Here is a 12,867-nt window from a genome sequence, read left to right on the forward strand (position 1 = left end):
GGGCAAATGGGCGACTGGCTGATCACAATTCTCTCGCTGGTACTGCTGGTGGCAGTGGCCGACGGTGTGCGCCGCGCGATTATCAGATACCGCGCCGCCATGCGGTCGTCGGATGATCCCGGTGCGGTGGCGCAGCGTGAGGTCTGCGAGCTTCGGGGGAAAGGGAGCCTGGGGCCTGGGCGCGCAGTACCGTCCGCAGTGGCGGAGACAGAGGATCCGGTGGATCCGGAGGAGGTGGCTAAGCGCCGGCAGATTGCCGCCGAGCTGCCGGGAAAAGTAAGGGTGGTTCAGCGCCGTGCCCTGGAGGATGCACTGCGGGTGAACCGCGAGGTCCAGGAGAATTTTCACTCCCTGCGCAGCCCCCTGGCGGGCAGCAACCCCCAGCGTGGGGAGCCGCAGCAGGCCGCGCTGGATCTGGACGAGCAGGTGCCGACACTGATGGACTCCATCGGCGCCGACCCGCAGCGGCTGGAGCCGCAGTTTGATGAGACTGTCGATCTCCAGTCACTGGAAGTGCCGGCTGCGGAGGGGGAGAGGGAACCTCTGGTACAGGAAGCGCCGCCCGAGCCTAGTGCACAGCGGCAGCCCCGGACCGCGGAGCCCCGGGAGCAGTCTGAGCTGGAGGAAGTGCTGGTTATCAATATAGCGGCACCGGAGGGGGACTGTTTTGAGGGCAACGACCTGCTGCGTGTCTTGTTGTCCAGCGGGATGCGCTTTGGCGATATGAATATCTTTCACTACCACCTGGGTGGCGACGACGGCCCAGTGGTGTTCAGCCTCGCCAATATGGTGGTGCCGGGGGTGTTCGATCTCGGTTTGATGGAGGAGTTCAGCACTCCGGGTGTGAGCCTGTTTCTGGCTCTGCCTATCGAAGGCGAGGCGATACGGGCGTTCGAGTTGATGCTGTCGGTAGCCGGTGAGATTGCCACCCAATTGGGTGGCGAGTTGAAGGATGAGAATCGCAGTGTGTTCACTGCTCAGACAGCGGAACACTATCGCCAGCGGGTAATGGAGTACCAGCGCCGCAAAGCCCTGGCCCGCGCTCAGAATTGAGTTAACCGGTCCCGGTAGCGCTGCTCCGGCCACGACGGTACTCAGCCCCGGATGGGACGATTCAGGGTGGGGCAGCTAATGGTGAGGGTTCCTGAATTTCTGTCATTTAGTGCATTTACCATGACCAAGAAACCGATTCCCCGGGCACGGCAAAAGCGCGCCGGGCAATTGCGCGATATTCTGCAGCGCGCCAATTACCAGTATTACGTGCTGGACACGCCGGACCTGCCCGATGCCGAATACGACCGCTGCCTGCGCGAATTGCAGCAGCTGGAGGCCGAGTATCCGGATCTGATCACCCCGGATTCCCCGACACAGCGGGTGGGTGCTGAGCCATTGCCGTCTTTTGCCCAGGTGCAGCACGAAGTACCCATGCTGTCGCTGGACAACGCCTTCGATGATGCGGAATTGCTGGAATTTGATCGGCGGGTGCGGGAGAGGCTCAGCAGCGATGGCCCGGTGGAATATGCCTGTGAACCGAAGCTGGATGGTATCGCCATCAGCCTGATGTATCGCAACGGTGTTTTGGAGCGGGCCGCGACCCGCGGCGACGGCACTGCCGGCGAGGACATCACCGCCAATGTGCGCACCATCGGCTCGGTGCCCCTGCGCCTGTTGCGGGATGGGGTGCCGGAATTGCTGGAGGTCCGCGGTGAAATTTATATGCCCCTGGCCGGATTCGCGCGCCTGAACGAACGGGCGCGCAGCGCCGGGGAGAAAACCTTCGTCAACCCGCGCAACGCCGCTGCGGGGAGTCTGCGCCAGCTCGATTCCCGTATCACCGCTCAGCGCCCGCTGGAGTTCTGTGTCTACGGAGTGGGACGGGAGCAGGGGGCCGGGCTGCCGGACAAGCACACGGAAATCCTGCTGCAGCTGCATCGCTGGGGATTTCGCATCAACAGTGAAATGAGCACCGCCGCCGATATTCAGGCCTGTATCGAATACTACCGGCGACTGACGGACATACGCGGGGAACTCCCCTACGACATAGATGGCATAGTGTTCAAGGTGAACAGTATCGCCCTGCAAAGGCGGCTGGGATTTGTCGCTCGCGCACCGCGCTGGGCCATGGCGTACAAGTTCCCCGCGCAGGAGGAAATGACCCAGTTGCTGGATGTGGAGTTTCAGGTGGGCCGTACCGGCGCCGTTACTCCGGTAGCGCGCCTGGCGCCGGTATTCGTCGGTGGTGTGACGGTTTCCAATGCGACTTTGCACAACCGCGATGAGATTGAGCGCCTGGGAGTAAAAATCGGCGATACAGTGATAGTGCGCCGCGCCGGGGACGTTATTCCGCAGGTGGTATCGGTGGTGGCGTCGAAACGCCCCAGGAATGTCCGCGATATCGTGTTTCCCGAACGCTGCCCGGTGTGTGATTCACCGGTTGAGTCGGTTCCAGGGGAAGCGGTGGCCAGGTGCAGCGGCGGCCTCATCTGCAGTGCCCAGCGCAAGCAGGCGATCAAGCACTTTGCCTCCCGCAAGGCAATGGATATCGATGGACTGGGGGACAAGCTGGTAGAGCAGCTGGTCGATGAGGGCCTGGTGCATTCGGTGTCCGGGCTGTACGGGTTGACGGTCCAGGAACTTGCGGAGCTGGAGCGGATGGGGGCCAAGTCCGCACAAAACCTGGTGGAGGCGCTGGAAAAGAGCAAATCGACCACGCTGCCAAAGTTTCTCTATGCCCTGGGTATTCGCGAAGTGGGGGAGGCCACCGCGCGCAATCTGGCGCGACACTTCGGCGAGCTGGAGGCCCTGATGGCGGCCGATGAAGACGCTTTGCAGGAAGTGGAGGACGTGGGCCCGGTGGTGGCTCACTTTGTGGATGAGTTCTTTCACCAGACCCATGCCCAGGAGGAGATCGAAGCGCTGCGCCAGGCGGGTGTCCACTGGCCGGCGGAGCAGACGGATGCCGGTGGCGAGCCGTTGTCCGGCCAGACCTGGGTGCTGACCGGCAAGCTGGAGCAGATGTCCCGCAGCGAGGCCAAAGACCATCTGCAGCGATTGGGTGCCAGGGTAGCCGGCAGCGTATCCGCCAACACCAGCTGTGTGGTTGCGGGCCCCGGCGCGGGTTCAAAACTCAACAAGGCGCGGGAACTGGATATTCCCCTGCTGGACGAAACGGAGTTTCTGGCGATGCTGCGCGACAGGGGGGTCGGAATCTGAATATGTGGCCACCTCCACCCAATTGAGTCCTTACCGGTATCCATTGCACAAAAAATACGCTTTTAGGCTTCCCGCCAGTAAAGGCGATACCGGCGGTAGAATTATCCGCATATGACCGGTAGAGTGACACTCTGGCATTCTTGGGCGAATTCGACAGCGTCCGGAAAAGGGGGAAGCGGTAGAAGTGGTGCAGAGCGATCAGGAATCCATTGTCTACGGATGCATCAAGGACAGCGACAGCCTGGCGGGTGGCTCTGAGCGGCGCCGTGTCAACCGCGATGCTGTGCTGAGCCTGCCCAGTGCCGACGATTGGCCCTTTTTATCCCGGGATATGTTTGCAATACCCACCATCAAGGTGAAGCGGTCCAGGTACCACACGGATGTGATTCATTTTGGCGCCTCTTACCGCGCAGTGGAATACGAGTGGAACCACTGGATCCAGAAATTTGAGCAACTGTTGCAAAAAATGTACTGGGTTTCCGCCACTGTGCACCTGGAAACAGAACTTTCCGGACTTCACTCTTTTTCCTGGGAGGCGGCCGGCCTCTATCACGAGCCGGGCACAGGGGTTATGCAGGTGCGTTGCGAGTGGACCCGGGAGGGGCGTGTCAGCGCCTGACATTGACTTTGGTCGGCGGGCGTCTCTTCTGTGTGCTGCCGACGACTGGCTTCTCGCCCTTGTGACGCAAACCGGTCATTGCCAGCCGTGGTTGCGTGTGTCAGGCTTTCCCTGTGCCCTGTTGCAGCAGGTCTCCAGCGGGTGTTTAAAAAAGCCTTTCCAGATTTTTTTCAGCCCGCATACCCTCCGCGACAAATCACGCAGTTACACGCATGATTCAGGGGCCGAACACCCTGTTTGGGACAGCAGACCGCTGGCAATGCCTTTTTCTGCAGCCTGCTAATCTTTAACAGGCAGGAGGGTGCGAACGGAGGCCTGCGACGCTTTAAGCGCACCGGATTCAATTTTCTCGAGGAGTACTTATGCGTCCTATTAGTATCAATGTCGTAAATTCATTAATTCTCGTCCTGGGTTCTCTCGCGATGCCCCTGGCGCTGGCCGATCAGCATCAAAAAGATGGCATGGACCAATTGATTTCCGAGGCTCCGGCCGACGCCAAGGTTTATATCATCTCGCCCCAGGACGGCGATACGGTGGGGAAGACCTTCACTGTGCGTTTTGGTTTGTCCGGCATGGGGGTGGCGCCCGCCGGTGTAGACACCAAGGGTACCGGACACCACCATTTGCTGATCGATGTCGATGAAATGCCGGACCTGACCAAGCCGCTGCCGGCCAGCGACCGCCTCATCCATTTCGGTGGTGGTCAGACGGAAACCGAGATTACGCTGCCGCCCGGAAAGCACACCCTGCAACTGGTGATGGGCAACTACCTGCATATTCCACACAAGAAGCCGGTGATGTCGAAAAAAATCACCGTTACTGTCAAGTAACCCTGAGCCTCAAGCCGGCGACCGCGAGGGTTGCCGATGCCGTCCGGCGAAGAGAGCTGCCGGGACTCCGCCCGGCGGAGGCACCAGCCAGTTGGAGTGAAGACCCATGGCGGGTAATTTTCGTATAGAAACAGATAGCCTGGGGGATGTGCAGGTAGCGGATAGCGCCTTTTACGGTGCTCAGACTCAGCGTGCGCTGGACAACTTTCCCGTCAGTGGGGAGAGGCTTCCAGTGGAGTTTATCCGAGCGATAGTGTTGATCAAAAAATCCGCCGCCGAGGTCAATGCGGAGTTGGGGCTGTTAACCCGGGAACAGGCCGCCGCGATAGTGACTGCCTGTGAGCGGGTGATGGAGTTTTCACCGCAGGAATACGCTCTTCAGTTCCCGCTCGATATTTATCAGACCGGCTCCGGTACCAGCACCAATATGAATGTCAATGAGGTGCTGGCATATATTGCGCAGCGGGACTGCGGCGTGACGGTGGGGGCCAACGATCACGTCAATATGAGCCAAAGCAGCAACGATGTGATTCCCACTGCGATACATGTGTCCGCCCTTTTGAGCGTGCGCGACAGCCTGCTGCCATCGCTGCGGCACCTGCAGGGTGAGCTGGAAAAAAAAGCGCGGGAACTGGAAGACGTAGTAAAAACCGGGCGCACGCACCTGATGGACGCGGTACCCATGACCCTGGGCCAGGAAATCGGGGCCTGGGCGGCGCAGGTCGCCCAGTGTCGCGAGAGGTTGCGATCAGTAATGCCCCGTCTGGCTCAACTCGCGCAGGGCGGTACTGCCATCGGCAGTGGCCTGAATGCGCCGGCGGACTTCGCCGAGCTGTTCGCACAAAGGCTGAGCGTCAATAGCATGCAGCAGTTCCGGCCCGCGGATAATGCTTTTGCCGCTATAGCGACGCAGGACACAGCGGTGGAGCTGTCGGGTCAGTTGCGGGTATTGGCGGTGACTGCAATGAAAATCGCCAACGACCTGCGCTGGATGAACAGTGGCCCCCTGGCCGGTTTTGCGGAAATAGAATTGCAGGCACTGCAGCCGGGCAGCAGTATTATGCCGGGCAAGGTAAACCCGGTAATCGCGGAATCGATGGCGATGGTGGCTGCCCGTGTTATGGGCAACGACACCACTATTGGTATCGCGGGGCAGAGCGGCAATTTCCAATTGAATGTGATGCTGCCGCTGATCGCCGCGACTTTGCTGGAAACTATTCACCTGCTGGCAAACAGCGCCGTTTTGCTGGCGGACAGGGCCATAGCGACCTTCACACCCAAGCGCGCCAATATAGAGCGCGCCCTGGCCCGCAACCCGGTCCTGGTGACCGCCCTGAACCCGGTGATCGGTTATCGGAGGGCTGCTGAAATCGCCAAGGAGGCCTATCGCAGTGGCCGGCCGATACTGGATGTGGCGGTGGAAATGACGGACATTCAACCGGCGGAGCTGGAGAGACTGCTGGATCCGGCGAATCTGGCGAAAGGCGGCATTATTTCCCGCAACTAAACACCTGACAGTGTGCGCCCCTTGGGCAGGCCCTAGGCGAATAGAAACAATCCCAGGGCAATGGCCCCGATCAATACCGCCAGGCATTCGAGCCAGGTAAACAAACGCTTTAGCATCGCGCGATCCTCGCGGCGGTACAGCAGTCGTTTGGTCATGGCAGCCTCCTGCGATGTTGACAGGAACCGGACGATCACTCACGATTCCGCGCCGCAAGGGCGCTCGCCGCCTTTACTCCAAGGGTAGTGCCGGGGTTCGCCGGTGGCCAGCGGTTCATATTTGGTGTTTTAGCGTTGAGAGGGTTCATGGCAAAAAAGAGATATCGCTCATTTATCACCAGCGTCCTCGCCTGTGCGGCCTTTGTCGCGGCGGCGATCTGGAGCTGGGACCTGCCGGTAGAGAGTGTCGTTGGCTACGGGGTTCTGTTACTAGTGCTGCTGCTGGTGATAGTGGTTGCGGCATTGGCAACGGCGGCCATCCTGACTTGGCTGCGCGACCGCAAAAAAAAGTAGATGCCCTTGCAGCAGGAGGATATTCGCATACCCATCGCCTACCTGGAGCGCCTGCTGCAGGAGGCGGCCCGGCACGGCTGTGATCGCACCGAATTGCTGGCCTCGGTGGGTATCGATGATACGGAGTTGCGGGGTGCGGCGGCTTTTTCGGCGCTGAAATACGGACAGCTATACCAGCGGGTTATGTGGCTGGCGCAGGACGAGTGGTTCGGTATGCTCAGCGGGGGCCGGGTCAGGCCGGGTTCTTTCCGTCTGCTGTGCCTGACGGTGGTGAACTCTGCGGCGGTGCGCCAGGCTATTACTCTGAGTGCCGAATTCATGGAGGTTTGTCGCGGTTTCAAGGTGAAACCGGTGTTTGAGCCGGGTTCCGAAGGCCGTGAGAAAGTGGTGATCGGCGGCATCAGTTCACTGGCGGAGGGCGAGTTCGAGCGGCTGCTGGCGGCGACCAGCCCCAGCGTAGTGCGCACCACACTGGCGGTCTGGCATCGCTTTTACTGTTGGCTGGTGGGTTGCGAGATACCTCTGGCACGACTGCACTTCTCTTTCCCCCGGCCGGAGGAATTCACCGCCCTGGCACAGAGCGATGCGGGCGAACTGTTGTTTGACCAGCCCGTCAATGCCCTGGAGTACGACAGCCGCTATCTCGACTATCCGATTGTGCAAAGCCCCCAGACTCTGGAGGACTTCATACGCACAGCGCCTTATCACCTGGTGATCAGCGATGGCAACGCCAACAGCATCAAAACCAAGGTCAAGACCATTCTCAACCGGGACGTCAGCGAGTCCATGCCCGCCGCCGAAGTCGTGGCGGAGCGGCTCAATGTTTCGGTCACCACCCTGCGGCGGCGGCTGCTGCAGGAGGGCACCTCCTACCAGAAACTCAAAGACGAATGTCGCATGGAAGCGGCTTTCCACTATCTGAGCTGTCCCGACCTTTCCAATAGCCAGATTGCGGCGATGCTGGGTTTTGACGAGTCCAGCGCGTTTTTCCGCGCTTTCAAGAAATGGACCGGAATCACCCCGGGAGAATACCGCCGGCGCGGGCTGATGGCAGCCGGGCGCCGGGGTGCCCCGGGGGAATAAATCCAGGCCGCTTTACCCGCCTCTATTTGTCACCACTTTGGACGCTTTTAGCCATAGCAGCTGCATGGGAATTGCTACTATTATGAACGAATCTTAAAGATCAGTCACAAGCCTGACCGCCCGGTTCTCCTGCAGTTGGTGGTTGGTGTAACAATGAGTTGAGGATCGCAGGATGACCGATATCAAGATTCCACTGCGGGATATCCGCTTCGTCATGCGCGAACTGCTGCACTGGGACGAGCACTGTGCGGCACTGGGTTATGAAGACGCCACTCCAGATGTTGTCGACGCGATTCTGGAAGAGGGTGCCAAATTTTGCGAAAACGTGCTGGCGCCACTCAATGCGGTGGGCGACCAGCAGGGCTGTACCTGGAAGGACGGCGAGGTCACCACACCGGCCGGGTTCAAGGAAGCCTACCAGCAGTTTGTGGAGGCCGGCTGGCCGGCGCTGGCACACCATGTGGACTACGGTGGTCAGGGTCTGCCGCCGTCCCTGGGTACCATCATGAGCGAGATGGTGGGTACCGCCAACTGGTCCTGGGGTATGTATCCGGGGCTGTCCCACGGCGCCATGAATACCCTCGAGGCCCATGGTACTGAAGAGCAAAAACAGACCTATCTGACGAAACTGGTGGAGGGGACCTGGACCGGTACCATGTGCCTGACCGAGTCCCACTGCGGCACGGATCTGGGTATGCTGCGCACCAAAGCCGAGCCCAATGCCGATGGCTCCTATGCCATCACCGGTACCAAGATCTTCATTTCTGCCGGCGAGCACGATATGGCGGAGAACATCGTCCATATCGTGTTGGCGCGACTGCCGGGGGCGCCAGAAGGCACCAAGGGTATTTCGCTGTTTATCGTGCCCAAGTTCCTGCCCCGGGACGATGGCACCATTGGTGAGCGCAATGGCGTTGTGTGCGGGGCCCTCGAGCACAAAATGGGCATCCACGGCAACTCCACCGCGGTGCTGAATTTTGACGCTGCCACCGGTTTTCTGATCGGTCCCCCCAACAAGGGACTGAACTGCATGTTTACTTTTATGAATACCGCGCGTCTGGGAACCGCCCTGCAGGGGTTGGCACACGCGGAACTGGGGTTCCAGAAGTCACTGGCCTACTCCCGGGACCGGTTGCAAATGCGCGCCCTGAGCGGGCCCAAGAATCCGGACGGCCCGGCGGATCCGATTATCGTGCACCCGGATGTGCGCCGCATGCTGTTTACCCAGAAGGCGTTTGCCGAGGGCGGGCGCATGTTGGTGGGTTTCTGTGCCAAGCAGGTGGATCGTTCACACAGGGGCTCCGAGGAGGAGCGGGCGGAGGCGGACCAGCTGTTGGCTTTCCTCACGCCGATCACCAAGGCATTTCTTACCGAGACCGGTTTTGAAGCCGCCAACCTGGGCCTGCAGTGTTTCGGTGGCCACGGCTATATCACCGAGTGGGGCATGGAACAGAATGTGCGCGACGCCCGCATCTCGACCATTTATGAGGGCACTACCGGGATTCAGGCCCTGGATCTGCTGGGCCGCAAGGTGCTGATGAGCCAGGGTGAAACGCTGCGCCGCTTCACCAAGATAGTACACAAATTCTGCCAGGCTGAAATCGATACAGAGGCCTTGGCTCCCTATGTCACCAGATTGCAGGAGCTGAATCGGCAGTGGGGTGATCTGACGATGCATGTGGGCGCCAAGGCTATGGAAAACCCGGAAGAGGTGGGCGCCGCTTCGGTAGATTACCTGATGTTCTCCGGTTACGCGGTACTGGCCTACCTGTGGGCCCACGCAGCCAAGGTGGCCGGTGAGAAGCTGGCCACCGGTGAGGGTGACGGGGATTTTTATCGCGCCAAGCTGGCTACAGCGCGCTTCTATTTCGACCGCATTCTGCCGCGTACCGGCGCGCACGCGGGTGCGATTACGAGTGGGGCCGACAACCTGATGGAACTCGATGTCGCTCACTTTGCTTTTTGAGTGGGCGGGGGCTTTTTGAGTGGTAGGGGAAAGCTGCAGGTGAGCGGCCGGCCTTGTTATCCCAGCGTCACCCCTCTCGAAGGCGTGGCGCAGCGCCGGTCGCGAAGCCTGGCCCAGTTGGAGTCCGTGTGAATCCGGCAAACCCGGCAAGCCATTTGGTCCTATAAAACATCGGCCGCTGTTCGCAGCAACTGCATCCAATCACCAGTTCACAAGGACGGACCCGGCTGATCCAGTGTATTTCGGTCGACTTGTTTGCGCCCCGGCACTCGGTTAAAGTTCCAGCAGCCGGTCGCTGCGAAGGAACAGTCATAGAGGGTTGCGGGTAAAGGGTTGGACAGTCTGCTCAGCGGATAGTGTTTTTACTCGAAGTGTTGGGTGCTGACGCCACCACCATCACCGCCGGATCGGGAGTGTGGCCCACCCATAGGAAACGGGACCATAGCGGCCAGTCAGGGTTGGAGCTGCGATCGCGCGCGCCGATAACCACAGGCGCTGCGGCGAGAGGCAAACAATAATCAAGCGAATCCAGGCGCCGGGATTCGTCTATAAAAGTAAAGGCGACAACAACAGGACTGGGAGAAGAAAGTTGGAACTCGATCGCAGCATTCTTGACGTATTTTCGGACGCCTGTGCAAAGTTCGGTGACAGACCGGCTTTCACTTGCCTTGGCCACACTCTTTCAATTGCTGAAGTCGATCGGCTCAGTGCCAAATTCGCCTCCTACCTGCAGCACCACACCAGTTTAAAGCCCGGTGATCGTATCGCCGTGCAGTTGCCCAATGTGCTGCAATATCCGGTAGTGGTTTTCGGCGCTATGCGCGCCGGACTCATAGTGGTGAATACCAATCCGCTCTACACCAGGCGCGAACTCAAACACCAGTTGATAGACTCAGGCGCCAAGGCGCTGGTGGTGCTGGCGAATATCGCCGATACCGCTGCTGCGGTGGTGGAGGAAACCCCGGTTGAGCAGGTGATTGTGAGCGAAATCGCCGACCTCCACAGCCCTCTCAAGCGGGTGCTGATCAACACCGTTGCCAAGCACATCAAGAAAATGGTGCCGGACTTTTCGTTTGCGAATCAGGTCAGTTTCCGTGATGCCATGGCATTGGGCGCCAGACAACCGCGAACCCAAGTGCGGGCAAACCCTGAGGATGTGGCTGTTCTGCAGTATACCGGTGGTACCACCGGTGTCGCCAAAGGCGCAATGCTGACCAATCGCAACCTGGTGGCAAACATGGAACAGGTGCGGGAAGCTCTGGGGGACTCGATCAAGGAGGGGGAGGAACTCTACATTGCGCCTCTGCCCCTGTACCACATCTATGCCTTCACGATTCACTGTATGTCATTGTTCATGACCGGCAACCACTCGTTGCTGATTCCCAATCCGCGCGATATTCCGGCGTTTGTGAAGACTTTGAAAGGCCAGCGCTTTACCGGCTTTGCGGGGCTGAATACATTGTTCAACGGCCTGATGCGGGACCCGCAATTCGCCGAGCTGGATTTTAGCGGACTGCACACCACAGCTTCCGGTGGCATGGCGTTGACACGCGACACCGCGGATCGCTGGGAAAAAATGACCGGCTGTGTGGTGACCGAAGGCTACGGTTTGACCGAGACATCGCCGGTTGTGTCTTTCAATCCGGCTTCCGCCGTGCAGTTGGGCACAGTGGGTGTACCGGTGCCTGGCACTGAGGTGAAGGTCATCGACGAGAACGGCAACGATCTTCCCAATAATACCCCCGGGGAGTTGTGTGTCCGCGGTCCCCAGGTGATGAAGGGCTACTGGCAGCGGCCGGAAGCGACCGCCGAATGCCTCGACGACGAAGGCTGGTTGCGCACCGGAGATATGGCGGTGATTCAGGATGATGGCTACATCAAGATAGTGGACCGCAAGAAGGACATGATTATCGTCTCCGGCTTCAACGTCTACCCGAATGAGATCGAAGACGTGATCAGTACGATGGACAAGGTCGGAGAAGCGGCCGCCATCGGTATCCCTGACGAAAAGAGCGGCGAGCTGGTTAAGCTGTTTGTGGTCAAAGCCGACGATTCCCTGACCGAGGAAGAGGTAATCGCCTACTGCCGCGAAAAAATGACCGCCTACAAGGTACCCAAAAAGGTTGAGTTTCGCGAGGATCTGCCCAAGACCAATGTCGGCAAGATTTTGCGCCGCGAACTGCGCGACCAGGAACTTAAAAAAATGGGTGATGCGGTCAGTGCCTGACGGATCCATGGCGACAGCAGCGCAGTCAGGCGCTTGGATATTGCGGCACCCATAGGGTGGAAGGTGCTTTAGCCGGAAACGACATCCGCCACACCTGGCACGCGGGTGGAAGCTTTGGGGAGGCAGCTTCACATGGTTACATTGCATCACCTGGAATACTCCCAGTCTTTTCGCATCCTCTGGCTACTGGAAGAGCTGGGGGTCGACTATGAACTCAAGCTCTACCGGCGTGATCCGCAAACCAAACTGGCACCGGCGGACTACAAGGCGGTTTCCCCCCTCGGTACTGCGCCGGTAATCACCGATGGCGAGTTTGCGCTGGCCGAGACTGCGGCAATCTTCGATTACCTGCTGGACCGGTACCCGAGTGAGACCCTGAGGCCGGCGCCTGGATCTCCCGGCCGGGACCGATATCTTTTCTGGTTTCACGCCGCCCAGGGCTCGGTGATGCCACTCATGTTGATGGATGGTGTCTTCCATATACTACAGGCGCGGGTGCCATCTCTGTTCAACCTTGTTCTCACCCCTGTCCTCAATAAGGCGACGGACGGATTTATTCGCCCCAGGATGGTCAGGTTGCTGGCCCTGGCGGAAGAGGATCTGGCGGCTCAGGAGTGGTTCGGTGGCTCTGCGTTGAGCGGTGCGGACATCCTGCTCAGCTACCCCATCGAGTCGGCCAGCAGGCGCGGCTACCTGACGGGTGGACACCCCAATACCCGGGTCTGGCTCGAATGTATCCGGGCCCGGCCCGCCTTTCGCAAGGCGCAGGAGATGGATGGCCACGAGTCCATGGTGCTGCCCCTTTAGCAGGTTGTTGAAAAAGGCATCCTGCCTATTTCAAAACACGAAAAGCGAAAAATGTGATTTTCACTTTTCTCCCAAAATCAACGAGTTAGGCGTCGTTGATTTTGCC

At 59.4% G+C, this 12,867-nt stretch carries 11 protein-coding genes; 10 read left to right on the forward strand and 1 reads right to left on the reverse strand.

Annotated elements, in window-relative coordinates:
* Positions 1–6 precede the first annotated feature (6 nt).
* From zipA to ABVT36_RS04850, 5 genes are all read left to right on the forward strand, one after another.
* On the forward strand, positions 7–1,053 hold the full coding sequence (zipA, locus tag ABVT36_RS04830; RefSeq protein ID WP_368455524.1) for a cell division protein ZipA: 1,047 nt from the start codon (positions 7–9) through the stop codon (positions 1,051–1,053).
* A 120-nt stretch (positions 1,054–1,173) separates the two neighbouring features.
* Complete coding sequence (gene ligA / locus ABVT36_RS04835) at positions 1,174–3,213, forward strand: NAD-dependent DNA ligase LigA (RefSeq protein ID WP_368455525.1); 2,040 nt, start codon at positions 1,174–1,176, stop codon at positions 3,211–3,213.
* A gap of 184 nt (positions 3,214–3,397) precedes the next feature.
* Positions 3,398–3,832 carry a hypothetical protein gene (locus ABVT36_RS04840; protein WP_367148822.1) on the forward strand — a complete coding sequence of 145 codons (435 nt, stop codon included), beginning with the start codon at positions 3,398–3,400 and terminating at the stop codon, positions 3,830–3,832.
* Between the two features lie 362 nt (positions 3,833–4,194).
* Entirely contained in the window at positions 4,195–4,662 is a 468-nt protein-coding gene (locus tag ABVT36_RS04845) for a DUF4399 domain-containing protein (RefSeq protein WP_368455526.1), read from the forward strand.
* 106 nt (positions 4,663–4,768) lie between these two features.
* Entirely contained in the window at positions 4,769–6,169 is a 1,401-nt protein-coding gene (locus ABVT36_RS04850) for a class II fumarate hydratase (protein WP_368455527.1), read from the forward strand.
* Positions 6,170–6,201: 32 nt separating this feature from the next.
* Here the strand turns inward: ABVT36_RS04850 and ABVT36_RS04855 are convergent, their stop codons facing one another.
* A complete protein-coding gene (locus ABVT36_RS04855) occupies positions 6,202–6,324 on the reverse strand; it encodes a hypothetical protein (RefSeq protein WP_367148819.1) in 123 nt (40 codons plus the stop codon).
* A 147-nt stretch (positions 6,325–6,471) separates the two neighbouring features.
* Here ABVT36_RS04855 and ABVT36_RS04860 point away from each other — a divergent pair, with 147 nt between their 5' ends.
* From ABVT36_RS04860 to ABVT36_RS04880, 5 genes are all read left to right on the forward strand, one after another.
* Positions 6,472–6,678, forward strand: coding sequence for a hypothetical protein (locus ABVT36_RS04860; protein WP_368455528.1), 207 nt, complete (start codon positions 6,472–6,474; stop codon positions 6,676–6,678).
* Positions 6,679–7,761, forward strand: a complete 1,083-nt coding sequence (locus ABVT36_RS04865; protein ID WP_368455529.1) for an AraC family transcriptional regulator ligand-binding domain-containing protein — start codon at positions 6,679–6,681, stop codon at positions 7,759–7,761. It begins immediately after the preceding gene.
* Positions 7,762–7,933: 172 nt separating this feature from the next.
* On the forward strand, positions 7,934–9,727 hold the full coding sequence (locus tag ABVT36_RS04870) for an acyl-CoA dehydrogenase C-terminal domain-containing protein (RefSeq protein WP_368455530.1): 1,794 nt from the start codon (positions 7,934–7,936) through the stop codon (positions 9,725–9,727).
* A gap of 589 nt (positions 9,728–10,316) precedes the next feature.
* Positions 10,317–11,954, forward strand: a complete 1,638-nt coding sequence (locus tag ABVT36_RS04875) for an AMP-binding protein (RefSeq protein ID WP_367148812.1) — start codon at positions 10,317–10,319, stop codon at positions 11,952–11,954.
* Positions 11,955–12,086: 132 nt separating this feature from the next.
* Positions 12,087–12,761, forward strand: a complete 675-nt coding sequence (locus ABVT36_RS04880; protein ID WP_368455531.1) for a glutathione S-transferase family protein — start codon at positions 12,087–12,089, stop codon at positions 12,759–12,761.
* Positions 12,762–12,867: the final 106 nt, after the last annotated feature.

Origin of the sequence: Microbulbifer sp. TYP-18 (genome assembly GCF_040932045.1) — a bacterium.
GTDB lineage: Bacteria > Pseudomonadota > Gammaproteobacteria > Pseudomonadales > Cellvibrionaceae > Microbulbifer.